Source organism: Saccharopolyspora erythraea, from assembly GCF_018141105.1.
Taxonomy (GTDB): Bacteria; Actinomycetota; Actinomycetes; order Mycobacteriales; family Pseudonocardiaceae; genus Saccharopolyspora_D; species Saccharopolyspora_D erythraea_A.
Map to the genome: position 1 here is coordinate 5,563,449 of NZ_CP054839.1, position 16,331 is coordinate 5,579,779.

Annotated in this window: 15 protein-coding genes and 1 pseudogene; 6 read left to right on the plus strand and 10 right to left on the minus strand. The window is 72.2% G+C overall.

All coding sequences use genetic code 11. The features are described 5' to 3' along the window. Complete coding sequence (locus HUO13_RS24860; RefSeq protein WP_211897475.1) at positions 1 to 1,383, plus strand: sensor histidine kinase; 1,383 nt, start codon at positions 1 to 3, stop codon at positions 1,381 to 1,383. On the opposite strand, the gene HUO13_RS24865 is transcribed toward HUO13_RS24860, so the two are convergent. Beyond that, positions 1,362 to 2,318 (minus strand): TAXI family TRAP transporter solute-binding subunit, encoded by a 957-nt coding sequence (locus tag HUO13_RS24865; protein ID WP_211897476.1) that lies wholly within the window; start codon positions 2,316 to 2,318, stop codon positions 1,362 to 1,364. The two genes, HUO13_RS24860 and HUO13_RS24865, sit on opposite strands and share 22 nt — an antisense overlap. Positions 2,319 to 2,325: 7 nt before the next feature. Continuing rightward, the gene (locus HUO13_RS24870) at positions 2,326 to 3,720 is read right to left on the minus strand and encodes a dicarboxylate/amino acid:cation symporter (protein WP_249124022.1); all 1,395 of its coding nucleotides are present in this window, start codon (positions 3,718 to 3,720) and stop codon (positions 2,326 to 2,328) included. A 333-nt stretch (positions 3,721 to 4,053) separates the two neighbouring features. On the opposite strand from HUO13_RS24870, the gene aspA reads away from it, so the two are divergent. Together aspA and HUO13_RS24880 are read left to right on the plus strand one after the other, a co-directional pair. Beyond that, entirely contained in the window at positions 4,054 to 5,469 is a 1,416-nt protein-coding gene (gene aspA, locus HUO13_RS24875) for an aspartate ammonia-lyase (protein ID WP_211897477.1), read from the plus strand. A 65-nt stretch (positions 5,470 to 5,534) separates the two neighbouring features. Next, the gene (locus HUO13_RS24880; RefSeq protein ID WP_211897478.1) at positions 5,535 to 6,053 is read left to right on the plus strand and encodes an RrF2 family transcriptional regulator; all 519 of its coding nucleotides are present in this window, start codon (positions 5,535 to 5,537) and stop codon (positions 6,051 to 6,053) included. 14 nt (positions 6,054 to 6,067) lie between these two features. Here the strand turns inward: HUO13_RS24880 and HUO13_RS24885 are convergent, their stop codons facing one another. The 3 genes and pseudogenes from HUO13_RS24885 to HUO13_RS24895 all read right to left on the minus strand — a co-directional run bounded on the left by HUO13_RS24885 (position 6,068) and on the right by HUO13_RS24895 (position 8,197). Then, entirely contained in the window at positions 6,068 to 6,799 is a 732-nt protein-coding gene (locus HUO13_RS24885) for an SDR family oxidoreductase (protein ID WP_211897479.1), read from the minus strand. A gap of 68 nt (positions 6,800 to 6,867) precedes the next feature. Beyond that, positions 6,868 to 7,532: pseudogene (locus tag HUO13_RS24890) on the minus strand (nitroreductase). A 188-nt stretch (positions 7,533 to 7,720) separates the two neighbouring features. Continuing rightward, entirely contained in the window at positions 7,721 to 8,197 is a 477-nt protein-coding gene (locus tag HUO13_RS24895) for a MarR family winged helix-turn-helix transcriptional regulator (RefSeq protein ID WP_211897480.1), read from the minus strand. Positions 8,198 to 8,371: 174 nt separating this feature from the next. Between HUO13_RS24895 and HUO13_RS24900 the strand changes: the two genes are divergently transcribed. After that, complete coding sequence (locus HUO13_RS24900; protein WP_211897481.1) at positions 8,372 to 9,115, plus strand: SDR family oxidoreductase; 744 nt, start codon at positions 8,372 to 8,374, stop codon at positions 9,113 to 9,115. A gap of 11 nt (positions 9,116 to 9,126) precedes the next feature. Continuing rightward, positions 9,127 to 9,330, plus strand: coding sequence for a hypothetical protein (locus tag HUO13_RS24905; RefSeq protein ID WP_211897482.1), 204 nt, complete (start codon positions 9,127 to 9,129; stop codon positions 9,328 to 9,330). A gap of 21 nt (positions 9,331 to 9,351) precedes the next feature. Here HUO13_RS24905 and HUO13_RS24910 read toward each other — a convergent pair whose 3' ends face one another. The 5 genes from HUO13_RS24910 to HUO13_RS24930 all read right to left on the minus strand — a co-directional run bounded on the left by HUO13_RS24910 (position 9,352) and on the right by HUO13_RS24930 (position 14,575). Next, complete coding sequence (locus HUO13_RS24910; RefSeq protein WP_249124024.1) at positions 9,352 to 10,203, minus strand: alpha/beta fold hydrolase; 852 nt, start codon at positions 10,201 to 10,203, stop codon at positions 9,352 to 9,354. Between the two features lie 32 nt (positions 10,204 to 10,235). Continuing rightward, complete coding sequence (locus HUO13_RS24915; RefSeq protein ID WP_211897483.1) at positions 10,236 to 10,997, minus strand: siderophore-interacting protein; 762 nt, start codon at positions 10,995 to 10,997, stop codon at positions 10,236 to 10,238. Positions 10,998 to 11,291: 294 nt separating this feature from the next. Beyond that, positions 11,292 to 12,092, minus strand: a complete 801-nt coding sequence (locus HUO13_RS24920; RefSeq protein WP_211897484.1) for a DeoR/GlpR family DNA-binding transcription regulator — start codon at positions 12,090 to 12,092, stop codon at positions 11,292 to 11,294. Between the two features lie 88 nt (positions 12,093 to 12,180). Next, positions 12,181 to 13,185 carry a 4-hydroxythreonine-4-phosphate dehydrogenase PdxA gene (pdxA, locus tag HUO13_RS24925; protein ID WP_211897485.1) on the minus strand — a complete coding sequence of 335 codons (1,005 nt, stop codon included), beginning with the start codon at positions 13,183 to 13,185 and terminating at the stop codon, positions 12,181 to 12,183. Positions 13,186 to 13,189: 4 nt separating this feature from the next. Beyond that, a complete protein-coding gene (locus HUO13_RS24930) occupies positions 13,190 to 14,575 on the minus strand; it encodes a four-carbon acid sugar kinase family protein (protein WP_211897486.1) in 1,386 nt (461 codons plus the stop codon). 185 nt (positions 14,576 to 14,760) lie between these two features. Here HUO13_RS24930 and HUO13_RS24935 point away from each other — a divergent pair, with 185 nt between their 5' ends. Continuing rightward, positions 14,761 to 16,329, plus strand: coding sequence for an ABC transporter substrate-binding protein (locus HUO13_RS24935; RefSeq protein WP_211897487.1), 1,569 nt, complete (start codon positions 14,761 to 14,763; stop codon positions 16,327 to 16,329). Positions 16,330 to 16,331: the final 2 nt, after the last annotated feature.

Sequence of the window (16,331 nt, forward strand, 5' to 3'; positions counted from 1 at the left end):
GTGCGCGCCCGGATCACGGCGCTGCTGCTGACGCTGGTGGCGTGCCTGCTGCTGGCGCTGAGCGTGCCGCTCGCGTTGTCGACGGCGGCCCGCGAGACCGAGGGCGTGTTCCTCGACCGGCTCAACGACACCGAGCGGTTCGCCGGCCTGGCCGAGCAGGCCACGACCGACGCCGACCTGCCGTGGCTGGCCGGTGAGCTCGCCCGATACCAGCAGGTCTACGGGATCACCGCCGCGGTGCTGGACCGCGACGGCGCGGTGCGCACCGGTTCCTCGCCGCCCGACCCGTCGATCGCGGCCGACCCCGCGGTGCGCGCGGCGCTCGCGGGCCGGCGCAGCGAGGCGCCCCGGTGGGTGGCGCCGTGGCAGCCGGAACCGCTGGTGGTGGCGGTACCGGTGCTGCGGGCCGGGGACGTCGTCGGGGCGGCCGTCACGGTCTCGCCCACCGCCGAGCTGCGGCAGCGGGTGGCGTGGTGGTGGGCGCTGGTGGCCGGCGGCGCGCTGGTCGCGGTGGTGGTGTGCGCGCTGGTCACCAGCCGCTTGACCCGGTGGGTGCTGAGGCCGGTGCACGACCTCGACGCCGTCGCGTACGACATCGCGCAGGGGCGGTTCGACGCCCGCGTCGGCGATGCCGGCGGACCGCCGGAGCTGCGGCGCCTCACCACCTCGTTCAACGACATGGCCGACGCCGTGCAGACGTCGTGGCAGCGCCAGCGGTCGTTCGTGTCCGACGCCTCCCACCAGCTGCGCAACCCGCTGAGCGCGCTCCTGCTGCGGCAGCAGGCCCTGGAGATGGACCTGCCGCCGGAGCTGCGCGAGGACTGGGCGAGCGCGCAGGAAGAGGGCCGCCGCCTCACCCGCGTGCTGGACGAGCTGCTGGCGCTGGCCACCGCGGAGGAGTCGATCTCACCGCCCGCGGACGTCTCGCTGGGCGACCTGGTCGACGAGCGGATCGCGAGCTGGCGGCCGACCGCCGGACAACGCGGCATCGACCTCGAACGCACCGGGCGCGACGACGTGCGCGGCTTCGCCGACCCCATCGCGCTCGGCAGCGCGCTGGACGCGGTCCTGGACAACGCGATCAAGTTCAGCCCGGAGGGCGGGCGGGTCGCCGTGGACGTCGGGACCAGCGGCGAGGACGCCGTGATCACGGTGCTGGACGAGGGGCCCGGGCTGGCCTCCGACGAGCTCGACCGGATCGGCAACCGGTTCTGGCGCAGTCCGCGGCACCAGAACGTGGAGGGTTCCGGGCTCGGCGTCAGCATCGCCAAGGCCCTGCTGGGGTCGTTCGGCGGAGGTCTCGAGGCGCGCAACCGCGAACGCGGCCTCGCCGTCGCGGTGCACGTGCCCGTGCCACCGGATCAGCGCTTGACCTCGCGGTAGTAGCGCAGCGCGCCCTCGTGCAGGGGCAGCGGGCTGGTCGCGATCGCGGCGCGCGGGTCGAGCTGGGCCGCGGTGGGGACCGCGCGCTCCAGCCGCTTGCGGTCGTCGAAGATCAGCTCCAGGACGGCGTGGACCAGGACCGGGTCGGTGGCCGCGCTGGTCACCAGCAGGTCGGGCACGGCGATGGTGTCCACGAGCACCGCGTTGGAGTACACGCCGCGCGGGATGCTCGCGGCGCGGTAGTAGGGGCCGTAGCGCACCCGCATCGGCCCCAGCAACTCGCCGAGCGGCACCAGCCTCAGCGGTCGCCGCCCGGCCAGCCGCACGATGCTGCCGGTCGGCAGGCCGCCCTGCCAGAACAGGGCGTCCAGCCGCCCCTGGTCCAGCCCCGTCAGCGCCTCGCTGAACCCGAGCCGCTCCTCGGTGACGCGTCCGCGCAGGCCGCTCACCTCCAGCACTCGCCCGGCGACCAGGGCGCTGCCCGAACCGGCCGGGCCGACCGACACCCGCCGGCCCGCCAGGTCGGCGATCCGGTGCACCGGTGACTCGCCAGGGACGACCAGGTGCACGTAGTCGTCGAACAGCCGCCCCACCGCCTGCGGCGGTTCGGGCAGCGCGAAGGGCTCCTGGCCGTACTGGGCGGCGGCCGCCGCGTCGAGCGCGGCCAGGCCGAAGGTGCCCGGGACACCCGCCGCCCGGCGCAGGTTGTCGACGGTGCCGCTGGTCGTCACCGTCGACACCCGCGCCTCGGGCAGTCCGGCCGCCAGGACCGCCGCCAGCTCCCGGCCGTAGGCGAAGAAGAACCCCTGGGTCTCGCCGGTGGCCACGACCACCGGAGTGCCCCGGGCGGGCCTGGAGCCGTCCAGCAGCGAGCAGCCGGCTGTTGCCAGCACCAGCGACAACAGCCCGCGCCTGGTCAGCTCGCCGGGATGCACCGGACCATCATGCGCGCTCGGGCAGCCGCTCTTCCGACCGGCCCGCGGCCTCGGTGGGGCCGGCGCCCTCACCGGACCCGTCCACGATCTCGTCGGACCCGGCCCCGTCCTCGGCGGACACCGCGCCCTTGTCGGACCCACCCGCGCTCTTGTCGAGCACGGCGGCGGCCAGCGAGTTGCCGAACACGTTCACCGCCGTGCGGGCCATGTCGGCGAGGAAGTCCACGCCCATCAGCAGCGCGATGCCCTCGACCGGGAGACCGAGCGTCTTGCCCGCGGCCATCAGCACCACGATCGAGGCCGACGCGACACCGGCCATGCCCTTGGACAGCACGACCAGCACCAGGACCATGGTCAGCAGCGTGCCCGCGCTGAGGTCCATGCCGTAGGCGTTGGCCAGGAAGACCAGCGCGACCGCCTGGTACAGCGTCGAGCCGTCGGTGTTGAACGAGTAGCCCAGCGGGACGACGAACGACGCCGTGCTGCGCCGGATGCCGTGCTTCTCAAGCCTGGCCAGCAGCGGCGCGAGCACCGCCTCCGAGGAGCGGGTGACGAAGGCGATCCCGGCGAGGCCGCCGACCGCCCGCAGCAGCGCGACGTAGCGGACCCGGAAGATCGCCGCGGTGATCGGGAAGACCACCAGCAGGATGACCGCGAGTCCGAAGTAGACGACGCCGACGAAACCCACCAGGCCCTTGAGCCCGGACAGCCCGTAGTGGGCGACGTCGTAGGCCAGGAAGCCCAGGATTCCCAGCGGTGCCAGCCGGATCACGAACCCGACGACCTTGAACATGACCTCGCTGACGGTGTCGAGCACCGACCGCACCGGTGCGGCCTTGTGCCCGACCGCGGCCAGCCCGACGCCGAAGAACACCGCGAACAGCAGCACCGCGAGCAGGTTGCCCTCGGCGAACGCCTTGAACACGTTGTCCGGCACCGCGTGCAGGAGCAGCTGCGCGAAGTCGACCTCAGCGGGCTTGCCGTCACCGGGCAGCTGCCCGACGTCGCCGCCGGCGGTCGGCATGCCGGTGCCGATGTCGAACGCCTTCGCCAGGCCGACCGCCACCAGCAGGATCACCGTCGTGATGACCTCGAAGTACAGGATGGTCCGCCAGGCCAGCCTGCCCAGGTTCTTCACCGACTCCATCTGCGTGATGCCCAGCACGATGAGGGGGAACACCAGCGGCAGCACGATCATCTCGACGAGCCGGATGAACACGTCGCCGAGGATCTTCATGTTCTCCCCGACATCCGGGGCGAAGACTCCGATCGCGGCGCCGACGACCATCGCCAGCAGGGCCTGCACGCCCATCGGCAACCGCCACCAGCGACGCTTCCTCGCCTCTCCAGCAGGCCGGTCCGTCCCCTGCGGGACGGTCTCGGAACCGGTCGTTGCGCTCACAGCACCTCCTCCGGACTTCCGCCGGGTTCACACGGCGGTCACGTTGGGGCGAGACCGTAAGCGCCGTCTGTGCGGCCGGTCACCGGAGTTGAGGAAAAGTTGAGCTTTCCGCCGGGTTGGGCAAGATTTGAGGTTTCACCCCCGGCACGACGCTGACCTGCCAAGACAGCGGTGCCGGAGATCCCGGCTCCGCGACGGCCCCGTTGACCGGCCGACCGGAGCGGGGCAGCATCCCCGCACATCGCGGCAGCGGCTCGACCGGCGCGGCGGGGTGTCCACCCGGGACGGGCGCGCCGCCCGCACTCCCCACCCGCACCGATCACCGGAGGCGTCATGACATCGCGCACGGAGCACGACCTCATCGGGGACCGCGAGGTTCCCGCCGACGCGTACTACGGCGTGCACACCGCGCGGGCCGTGGAGAACTTCCGCATCACCGGCACACCGATCTCGACCTACCCGGACCTGGTCAACGCCCTGGCCTCGGTCAAGGAAGCCGCCGCCCGCGCCAACCACGACCTCGGGCAGCTCGACCAGACCCGGGCCGACGCGATCGCCACCGCCTGCGCCGAGATCCGCGACGGCGCGCTGCACGAGCAGTTCGTGGTCGACGTGATCCAGGGCGGCGCCGGCACCTCGACCAACATGAACGCCAACGAGGTCATCGCCAACCGCGCACTCGAACACCTCGGCCACGCCCGCGGCGACTACCACCACCTACACCCGCTGGAGCACGTCAACCTCGCCCAAAGCACCAACGACGTCTACCCGACCACCATCAAGCTCGCGCTCGTGGCCGGCCTGGACCGGCTGCGCACGGCCATGGGTGCGCTCGCCGAGGCATTTCACGACAAGTCGGTCGAGTTCGCCGACGTCCTCAAGATGGGACGCACCCAACTCCAGGACGCCGTTCCCATGACGCTGGGCCAAGAACTCAAGACCTACGCCATCATGCTCGAGGAGGACCGGCAACGCCTCGCCGAAGCCACCGAACTCCTCCTGGAGATCAACCTCGGCGGCACCGCCATCGGCACCGGCATCAACACCCACCCCGACTACACCGCCCGCGCCTGCACCCACCTCGCCCGCATCACCGCAATCCCCGTCCGCACCGCCGACAACCTCGTCGAAGCCACCCAAGACGCCGGCGCCCTCGTCCAACTCTCCGGCGTGCTCAAACGCGTCGCGGTCAAACTCTCCAAAACCTGCAACGACCTACGCCTGACCTCCTCCGGGCCCCGCGCCGGACTCAACGAAATCAACCTGCCCGCCGTCCAAGCCGGATCCAGCATCATGCCCGGCAAGGTCAACCCCGTCATCCCCGAAGTCGTCAACCAGGTCGCATTCGAAGTCATCGGCAACGACGTCACCGTCACCCTCGCCGCCGAAGCCGGCCAGCTCCAGCTCAACGCCTTCGAACCCGTCATCGCCCACAGCGTGCTCAAATCGCTGACCCACCTCACCGCCGCCTGCCACACCCTCACCACCCGCTGCGTCACCGGCATCACCGCCAACCGCACCCACCTCGAACAAACCGTCCGCAACTCCATCGGCCTGATCACCGCCCTGAGCCCCTACATCGGCTACGCCAACGCCACCACCATCGCCCAGCAAGCCCTCACCACCGACCGCACCATCACCGACCTCGTCCTCGACACCGGCCTGATCACCCCCGACCAGCTCGCCGCCCTCCTCCAACCCGAACAGCTCACCCAGCCCCGGCCCCTCGGGGACGTGCCTGCGAAGTAGTCGCCGCGCGCGGCCGGGCGATCGCGGACATCATCCGTCCACGTTCACCTTGTTAAGGTGGCGACATGAAGCTGTCGCAGGGCGTGGAGTGGGGCCTGCACTGCACGGCGCTGATCGCGCAGGCCCCCGAGGACACCGCCCTGTCCCGGCGGAGCCTGGCCGAGCACCACGGGCTACCCGAGGCTTACCTGGCCAAGCACCTCAACGCGCTGACCCGCGCCGGTCTGCTGACCGCGACCCCGGGGCCGCGCGGCGGCTTCCGCCTGGCCCGGCCCGCCGAGCGGATCACCGTGCTGGACGTGCTCGACGCCGTCGAGGGCGACGCCGCGCCGTTCGTGTGCCAGGAGATCCGCCAGCGCGGCACCGGCGCGCTGCCACCCGAGCGGTGCACCGGCCCGTGCGGCATCGCCTCCGTGATGGCCCAGGCCCACGAGGCGTGGCGCGACTCGTTGCGCCGCACCACGATCGCCGACCTGGTCGGCCAGGTCCCCGCCGACATCCGCGCCCGCAACCGGGAGCGCTTCAGCACCCCACCCGCGTCCGATCGCTCCGGCCAGGCCACCGGACGGCGCGAGGAGAGCTGAGTCCGGGGGCTGGTTCAGGACAGCCAGTCGGTGTAGCGGGTGGGGGCGATGCGGGCATCGCTCGGGGCGGTGAGGACGTCACCGGCGACGACGGCGAACATCCCGGCGGTGTCATCGGTGACGACGGAGCGCCCGTCGCTCTTGGCTACCACGGTGAGCCGGCCGATCTCGTCGAGGGGATAGACGTCGGGCCCCGCGATGTTGACGACGCCGTTCAGCGGGCTGCCCGCGGCGACCTCGGCGACGAAGCTGGAGACGTCCGCGGCGGCGATCGGCTGGACCTGGGTGCGTGGCAGGCGGACGGTGTCGCCTTCGGTGGTCATGGCCAGGGTCGCGTCCATGAACTCCATGAACTGCGTGGCGCGGACGATGGAGTAGGGAATCGGCCCGGCCTCGAGGAGGTTCTCCTGGAGCACCTTCGCCCGGTAGTAGTCCAGCTCGGGCACCTGGTCCACGCCGACGATCGAGAGGATGACGAAGTGCCCGACCCCGCCCTTCTCGCTCGCGGCGAGGAGGTTGTCCATCGAGGTCCGGAAGAAGTCGAGGGAGGCGTCGTCGAAGGTCGGGGAGTTCGCCAGGTTGATGAGGACGTCGGCGTCCGCCACGGCCGCCTCCAGCCCCTCGCCGGTGATGATGTCCACGCCCGTGGACGGCGAGTGCGGTACGGCTTGGTGACCGGCCGCGTTCAGGTTCTCCACGACCCGCGACCCGATCCGCCCGGTTCCGCCGATGACTGCGAACTTCATGGCACGCCCCTTCTTTCGATGTCAGATCCCCATGTACGGCTTGTGCGGCGCTGATTGCGGCCTGTGTTCTAACCCTCGACGAACGTGACCGTCTCGTCGAGCGGTGCCCTGCCCGTACGGGTGTAACCCACCGTGGCGTCCTCGAATCCGATCGACATGCCGCAGAAGAGGATGAGGTCGTCCGGAGGTGCCAGGACCTCCGCGACGCTCTCGTGGAACTTCGCCCACGCCATCTGCGGGCAGCTGTGCAGGCCCTCGGCGCGGAGCAGCAGCATGACCGTCTGGAGGTACATGCCGACGTCGGACCACTGGGGCCGGCCCAGATCGCGGTCGATGTAGCAGAACAGGGCCGCGGGCGCGCCGAAGCAGTCCCAGTTCGCCGAAGCGGCCCTCTGGCGCGCCTCCACGTCCTCGCGCGGAATGCCGAGTGCGCCGTAGCGCTGCTCGCCGAAGGCGGATCGGCGCTCGCGGTACGGGGACTTCAGCACGGCCGGGTACTGCTCGTACTCCGGCTCGTCGAAGGGGTCGCCCGCGGCCAGGTGCTCGCCCGCACGCTTCTTGATCTCGGCCAGCGGCTCGCCGCTCACCACGTAGATCTTCCACGGCTGGAGGTTCGATCCGGACGGCGCCCAAGCCGCGGCGGACAGCACGCGCTCCAGCACCTCCCTCGGGACCTCCCGGTCGGTGAACCCGCGCACCGCCCGTCGGCTCGTGACGCCTCGTAGACGTCCATCAACCGAATCTCCCTGCTCAACGCGGCCCTATTTCGTTACGTCCATGATAGTATCATTTGATACCATCTCAGTTAATACTAACTCGGAGTTCGAAGCGTCACAGCCACTGATGCCTCAGCCGTGCGGACAGCGAGAGCCGCAGGACACGAAACGCGCCCGCGCGACAGGCGACGTGGCGCCGTCGCGCTTACGCCTCGCTGCCCGCGGGGTACGCGAACCTGGTCAGCAGATCCTTCAGCTGCTCCGCCTCGTCGGACCCCAGTTCGGCGACCAGACGCTCGGACAGCGGCTCGGCCGCCACATGGGCCGCGTCGAAAAGCTCAAGACCATCGGGCGTGATCTCCACGGCCCGCGCCCGCCGGTCCCCCGCGACGGCCTTGCGAACGGCCAGCCCCTTGCGCTCCAGGTCGTCCACGACCCGCATGATCCCCGCCTTGTCCGACCCCGTCGCCGCCGCCAGGTCCCGCTGGACCGTCGGCCCGCGGTTGACCAGCTCGATCAGCACGGCGAAGTGCCGCAACTCGATGCCGAGCGGCCGAAGCGCCTCCGCCATCACCGACGCCGCGCGCCAGTGGGCCTGGCGCAGCAGCAAGCCGAGAGCGAAAGGCGAGATGTCCCCGGGGCGGTCGGTCGCCCGCGATGGGGCAGGGACGTCGGCGGCCATGAGGACATGTTAGCGCCTGAAACCATCTCACTTGAAACCAACCCTCCCGCGTCGAGCGGGCGGCGCGACAGCACAGGTCGCCCACCGCTGATCGATCCGAACAATAGTGGATATTGTGCATCCACGAAACCCACATTAGGGTTCGAGTGCACAACGAGACGAGGAGAGATCGCCATGCGGATCGCAGTCGCCGGCGCCACCGGCAACATCGGGAGCCTCACCGTCGCGGCCCTCGAGCGAGGCGGACACGAGGTCGTGCGGATCAGCCGCTCGCTCGGCGCCGACCTGTCCACCGGCGAAGGGCTCGACGACGCCCTCGCCGGCGTCGCGGCGGTCGTCGACGCCATCAGCTCGCCGCCGGTCGGCGAAGCCGAGACGGTGGAGTACTTCGGCACCGCGACCGCCAACCTGCTCGCCGCCGAGCAGCGGGCCGGGGTCGCCCACCACGTGCTGCTGTCGATCGTGGGCATCAGCCGGGTCGACGGCAACGCGCACTACGCGGGCAAGCGCGAGCAGGAGCGCCTGGTGGCTGACGGGCCGGTGCCGTGGACGATCGTGCCGGCCACGCAGTTCCACGACTTCGCCGCGATGGTGGCGAGCTGGACCGAGCAGGACGGCGTGGCCACCATTGCGCCGCTGCTCGTGCAACCGATCGCACCCGCGGACGTCGCCGACGTCCTGGCCGAGGTCGCGGTGGGCGAGCCGCTGGGCCGCCACCCCGACCTCGCCGGGCCGGAGCCGCAGGACCTCGTCGACATGGCCCGGCGCACCAACGCCGCGCGGGGCCGCGAGCTGAAGCTCGTGCCGACGTGGTCGGGGATCTTCGGTCCGGCGATGGCGGGCGAGGTGCTGCTGCCCGGCGAGGGCGCCCGCATCGCGCCGACCACCTTCGAGGAGTGGCTCGCCGGACAGCGCTGAGCGGTCACCCGGTGGGCGCTCACGCCCTGCCGTGGGCGCCCGCACTGGACGCCGAGCAGCGCAAGCGGTTGTCGTTCACCGATCTCGCGCGGGAGCTGGGCACCGACCGGGTGTGGACCACCGCCGCCCTGCTCGGGCAGCACCCCTGCGGCGGGAGGACACCGCCGCGCATGCGGATCACGTTCGACGGGAAGTTCCTGCCCTACGAGTGGTGACGCCGGGGTCGCGGGCCGAGGTCAGAGCACCTGACCGCCGGCCTTCGTCGACCTGGCGAGACGGGCGATCTCGGCGGTGACGACGTCGGGTTCGCTGATCGGCACGTAGTGGCCGGACCGCTCGGCGACGACGTGGCGTCCGCGCGGGGATCGCGCGGCGCGCTCGGCGTGGGCCGCGTTCGCGGCGGCGCGCAGCCCGGCACCCATGCCGCCTCCGGCGAGTCCTCCGGAGATGACGGTGACCGGGATGTCGCCCATCTCGGGCGGGTGGGCGCGGAACCCGGACAGCTCGTCGAGGAACGTGCGCGCCTGGGCCGCCTGGGTCCTGACGACCTCGGCGGTGAACCCCTCCCGCCGCAGGTCGTCGCGCGCCTCGACGGGCAGCGCCCGGATCGTCGACCGGTGGAGCAGGCCCAGCAGCCCTGCGCGCGCCAGCACCAGGTTCGCGCTGATGGCCGTGCGCTCAGCGACGCGGAAAGCACGCCCGAACAGCACGTCCGCGGCCTCGTCGGTGGGATCGACCAGGACCAGTCCCGCGATCCGCTGCGGACTCGCGGCGGCCGCCGCGCGCGCGATCGGTCCGCCCGCGCTGTCGCCGACGAGCACGAAGGGCCCCGGCCCGAAGTGGTCGAGCACCGCGCCGAGGTCGTGGGCCATCCGCAGCAGGCTGCGCGATCGGCGGTCCGCGGCACTGCGGCCGAGCCCGCTGCGGTCGTAGACGACCGCCCGCGCCCACGCGGTCACCGCGGGCTGCACCAGCGCCCAGGTGGACCGGCCTGCCGCGGCCCCGGCCTCGAACACCACCGTCGGCGCGTCCGGCCCGGGTCCGGGCAGCACCATGGCGTGCAGGCGGCGTCCGTCGCGGGTGGTCACCCACGTGGATCGTCCTTGCGGGTGCGGGCTCGTCACGGCGTCTCCCGTCCGGTGCCGCGCGCGGTACCCATCGCGCGGCCCTCGATCCAGTAGGCCTGGGCGTGCACGTCGGAGCGAGCAACACCGCTGTTGGAGCGCAACAGCCGGCGGACCGCCTTCATCGACCCGGACTCACCCGCCGCCCACACCTGCCAGCCCGACCAGTCCCGCCCGGCGAGCGCCCCGGCGAGGGAGTCGTCGCCCTCGCGGGCGGTTCGGCGCAGCTCCAGCCGGGGGTGCGCGGCCAGAGGCACGAGTTCGTCGTCGCCGTGGTCGTGCTCCAGGACGACATCCACGTCCACTTCGGACGGGAGCGAGGCCACGATGGCGTTGATCGCGGGCAGCGACGACGGGTCCCCGGCGAGCAGCACTCCCGACCGCTCGCGCAGGAGCCGGAACGGCGTGGACCCCATCGACATCACCGCGATGCGGTCCCCCGCCGCCGCGGTGGCAGCCCACTCCGAGGCGGGGCCGCCGGGTTCGTGCAGCACGAAGTCCACGTCCAGCTCGCCCGTGGCCTCGTCCGCGGCGGCGATGGTGTAGGCGCGCTGGAACTCCCGCCGCCCGCTGTCCGGGTCGGGGAACCAGAACCGCAGCCAGGTCGCCGGCTCCGGCCTCACCTGCTGAAACAGCGTGGACGCCAGGAAGCGCACACGACGCACCCTCGGGGCCGGTGCCGACGTCGACACGACCGCGAGCAGGTGTTCCGACGCCCCGAGCGCCTTCAGGACGACGCCCTGCCAACCGCGCGACATCAGCGCTCGCCCTGGTCAGCGGCGGACCCGATGGCGCTCCACGTCAGAGGGACCGGCACCCTCCGCGTCCTCTCCCGCGGCAACAACCTCATGCGATCAACTTAGGTTTGGCTAACCTAAAGGTCAAGTGCCGGGTTCTGCCGCGACGCCAAGTGGACGCCATCGCCGCCGACCCGAGGACCAGCGTGCGGCGCGAAAATGACCTCTGTGGACAGACGCCGGAACTGGCCCGTCGCTACGCGATGCCCCGCGGCATTTCCCACCGCACGAAGGGAAATCCCGCATTTCCCCGCATCAGCAGGCTCCGGGTTGCTCCGCAACACCGTCGGCGCCGACCACGACCACCTCTATCCCGCGCGCCCGGAACGGCTTGATGGCGGCGTCGCCGGCCTTGGTGTCGGTCACCAGCGTGCAGCGGTCGGGCAGCGCCGCCCAGGCGTGGAACGGCCGGCGCCCGAGCTTGGCGGCGTGCACCAGGACGTAGACCCGCTTCGCCCGCTGCGCCATCAGCTCCTTGAGCCGGGTCTGCTGCAGGCTCGCCTCGCAGATGCCGTCCTCGGCGGTGACCCCGTCGGCGCCCAGGAAGGCCCGGTCGAAGGTCATCCTGGTCAGCGCCGCCTCGGCGAGCGGACCGACGAAACCCTGGCTGAGGTGCCGAAGCGTGCCGCCCAGGCACTCGACGTGGACGTTCTCGGCGTTGGCGAGCTCCTGCAGCGCCGTCAGCCCGGTGGTGGCCACGGTCAGGTCCCGCGCGTGGCGCAGTTCGTGGGCCAGCGCCCCCGTGGTCGAGCCCGAGTCGAGCAGCACCGTCTCCCCCGGGCCGACCTGCGCCGCCGCCCAGGCCGCGATCGCCCGCTTGGCATCGAACTCCTCGCCGGTGCGCTGGCGCAGGGACGCTTCCGGGTGGGCGGCCATCGCCATCGCGCCGCCGAAGGTCCGGGCGAGCTGCCCCGCCGACTCCAGCGCCTGGAGGTCGCGGCGGATGGTGGAGGCGGTCACCCCGAACGTCGCCGACAGCTCCTCCACGCTGGCCAGCCCCGACGTCGTGGCCAGCTCGACGATCGCGTCGCGCCGCGCCTGTGATCCGCGGGTCATCGTCCTCCTCCGCTCACCGGCAACTCGCCGAAGCAACCCGGAAACCGGCTCGGAACGCGCCCGGCTCCCGCTCGCACCGCAGGGCCTCCTACGCGGCCGGAGCGGATGCCAGCTCCGCCGCCTGGCGCAGGGCCTCGATCATGCTACCGACGTCGACGACGCCCTTGCCCGCGATGTCGAAGGCCGTGCCGTGGTCGACCGAGGTCCGGATGACCGGCAGCCCGACCGTGATGTTGACCCCGGCCTCGATCCCCAGCACCTTGACCGGGGCGTGCCCCTGGTCGTGGTACATCGCCACGATCAGGTCGTAATCACCGCGCCCGGCCAGGAAGAACGCCGTGTCGGCGGGCAGCGGGCCGTGGGCGTCGATGCCGTCGGCACGCAGGGCGGTGATCGCGGGAACGATCTTCTCCGCCTCCTCGCCGTGGCCGAACAAGCCGTTCTCCCCCGCGTGCGGGTTGATCCCGCACACGCCGATCCTCGGCTCCGCCACGCCGGAGCCGACCATCGCCCGGTGGCCCCGGCGCACGGTGCGCTCCACGAGGCCGGGCTCGATCCTCGCCACGGCGTCGACCAGTCCGATGTGGGTGGTCACGTGGACCACCTTGACCTTGGGCGTGGACAGCATCATCGACACCTCGTCGGTCCCGGTGAGGTGCGCGAGCAGTTCGGTGTGGCCGGGGAACAGGTGTCCCGCCGAGTGCAGCGCCTCCTTGTTCAGCGGCGCCGTGCAGATGCCGTGCACCTGCCCGGCGGTCGCGAGCTCGCCGGCGACCCGGACGTAGTGGTAGGCCGCGTCGCCGGCCACCGCAGAGACCTCGCCCCACGGCAGGTCCGCCGGGAGCAGCCCGAGGTCGACGACGTTGACGCGGCCCGGCGCGAAGACCGCGTCGGCGACCGACTCCACCGCGACGACCTCCGCGGGCCTCCCGAGGATCTCGGCGGCCTGGCGCAGCCGGGCGGCATCGCCGACGACGACGGGCCTGCACCGCGCCGCGGTGCCGTCGTCCAGCAGCGCGCCGACGGTGACTTCGGGTCCGACGCCGGCGCCGTCTCCCATGGTGACGGCGATGAGGGGAAGAGCGGTGCTCACCTGTTCAGCCTTCCGTGGAGCCCGGGACGAGCCCGGGTGCTGTCGTTGGCAGCGAGGTTGTTCGTGGGGATGTCGTTGCGGGGTCCGTCGTCGGCAGTGATGCCGTTGGCGGCGATGTCCTTGCCGGGTCCGTCGTTGACGGGGATGCAGTTGGCGGGTCTGCCGTTGGCGGGAATGTCGTTGGCGGGGACGGGAACCGGGGCCGGAGGTGCCGGAGGATCCGCACGAGGCTGTCCGGATCGCCGAAGCTCCCGGGGCGGGTGACCACGGAGCGGGCGTCGGCGGTGAGGCTGAGCACGGCGCCGTGGTGCACCTGGGCGACCGGTCGCAGCGCGCGGACGTCCAGCGCGTCGAGGACCCCGCGGGCCGTTTCCCCTCCGGTCAGCACGAGGTCGACGTCCTCGACCGTGGCGACGACCCGCCGCACCGTGTCGGCCAGCCGCCGCACGAGGACGCGGGACAGGGCTGGGTCGACGCCGCGCGGCGCGTGCAGCCGCAGTGCGGTCGGCTGCTGCCGCACCGCCTCAGCGATGCGCTCGATCTCCGCGGGTGGCGGGTCGGCGTGCGCGAGCCGATCGACGTGCAGGTCCAGAGACCGCGCACCCGCTTCGACGAGCCGGCGCACCTGGACCGCCGCGCCCGGCTCCGCCGTGCCGACGACCACCAGCAGGGCGCGGTCATCGCGCGGCGCGAAGTCCGGGCGTCGCGCGGCGTTGCCGTGCCGGAAGGACCTGCCGAGGGCGGCGGCCAGACCGCCGGAGCCGACGAGGGCGACCTCCGGTGGGGTGGCGGCCACGACGGCGTCCAGATCGCTGTCGGTCTCGGCATCGCAGACCGGAATCCGGCCTGCCGCAAGGGTTTCGGCGATCGCCGTGCGCGGGTCGCGGCGGACCTCGGCGAGCGAGACCGAACGGCAGGGCACTGGCGCGAGGACCTGGGCGATCGAGTCCGGCGCCGAGCCCGGTTCGGCGCCCCATGCCGTCGTTTCGCGCAGAGGCGTACCGTCGACGCGCACCGCTCCGTCGACGACGGTCCGGCCGCCGACGGGGAGCGCCGGCGCGAGAACGGCAGGACCGACGGCCGAGAGCGTCGCGGCCACGTTCCCGCGCAGCAGCGAGTCGATCTTGACCAGCACCCGCGGGCCGGTCGGACCGCGCTGCGCGAGCATGCCCGCGAGCGCGTCCCCGGCGCGGTCCGCGTCCGACTGCCGCGAGTCCAGGTCGACGACGAGTGCACGTGCCTTGCCACTGTTCTGCGCGTTATACGCAGAAAGTACTGCGCCTGAATCGAGAGCGATGTCGGCGCGCAGTGCGGAGGACATCAGCGCCGCCGCGGTCTCGGCCGCGCCCGAAAGGTCATCCGCAAGGGCGAGAACAGCAAGATCGCGCATCCTCTCCCCTTCCCGCGCGCACCGGGCGCGTGCCGTCGCCGAGAACGCGGAGCCACCGCATCCCTCGCAGTCTTTGCGCGAATCACGCTACTGGCATTGCGCGAAACACGCAATCGTGCAAGGGTGCTCCACGCAACACCGACCGCCCGCAGGCCGGGCCGGTGTGCCAGACGGAAAGGTCGACGATGACCCAGTCGAGATCCCCGGCGCTGTCCCGGCGCAGCGCGTTGCGGCTCGGTGCCGGACTCTGCGCGTTCGGACCGCTCGCCGCCTGCGCGGGACCGACCGGGAGCCCGGGACCCGACACCATGACCCTGGCCCTGAACCGCTCCCTGGTCTCGCTGGACAACAAGCTCAACCAGTTCGAGGCGGCGGTCACCGTGCAGCGCGCCGTGCGGCAGGCGCTGGTGCGCATCGGCCCCGACCTGACCCCGCAACCGGTGCTGGCGGAGCGGTTCGAGCTCACCGAGCCGACCGCGTGGACGGTGCGCCTGCGCGCGGGAGTGCGGTACTCCGACGGCAGCCCGGTGACGCCGCAGGACGTCGCGAAGGCGCTGGAGATGTACCAGGGCGTCAACGGCTCGTTCCTGGCGGCGTTCTTCCCCGAGTGGCCGACGGTCGTCGCCCTCGACGACCGGACCTTCCAGCTGCGGTCGCGCAGGCCGCTGCCCGCGCTGGACTACCTGATGGCCAACATCCTCATCACCCCGTCCGCCGCCAACCGGCCCGAGGAGCTGCAGTCCGGGATCGGGTCCGGCCCCTACGTGGTCACCGCCTCCAACCGCGGGACCGGCGACTACTCGCTGACCGCGAACCCCCGCTACTGGGGCCCGCCGCCGCGGGTCCGCAACGTCGAGGTCCGGTTCGTCCCCGAGGAGTCCAGCCGGGTGGTCTCGCTGCGCAGCGGCGAGGTGGACGTGATCGACACGATCTCGCCGGACTCGGCCGAGCAGCTGACGGGACTGCCCGAGGTCGGGCTCGACACCGTGCCCGGCACCCGGATCAACCAGCTCTTCTACAACTTCCGCAAACCGCAGGGCCATCCGCTGTCGGACCCCCGCGTCCGCGAGGCGCTGACCTTCGCGATCGACGGCCGAACCCTGGTGGAGGACGTGCTCGTCGGATCGGTGGAGCAGGCGGGCGGTGTCGTGCCCGCGACGCTGTCCGGCGCGGTGCGCACCGGCGACTACACCTTCGACCCGCGGCGTGCGCGGCAGCTGCTCGACGCGGCGGGAGTCCGCGCGGGCGACCTGCGGCTCAAGATCATCTGGGAGTCCGGCGAGTTCCCCGCGGACACCACCGTGATGGAAGCGGTGCTGCAGATGCTCGGCCGCGTCGGCGTGCCGGTGACGCTCCAGCAGTTCGAGCCCGGCGGCGACATCTCGCAGTGGCGGCAGGGCCGTGCGGGCGACTGGGACGTCCTCGGCAACGGGTTCACCAGCCCCACCGGCCTGGCGATGATCACGTTGCAGGGCATGTACGGCGGGACCCCGGAGAAGGAGAAGACCCGCGACACCTACCAGGGCTACGTCGTCCCCGAGGTCGCCGACCTGCTGGACCGGGCCAACGCCGAGATCGACGCCACCGCCCGCCAGGAGCTGGTCGCCCGCGCCCAGCACGCGGTGTGGAACACCTGGCCCTGCCTGTGGGCGTTCGTCCCGCGCGCGGTGCTGGCCCGCCGCAGGCGGGTGAAGGACCTGGCGTTGGAGCCCACCAACTCCTACGAACTCGCATCGACCCGGCTGGAGAGGTGAGC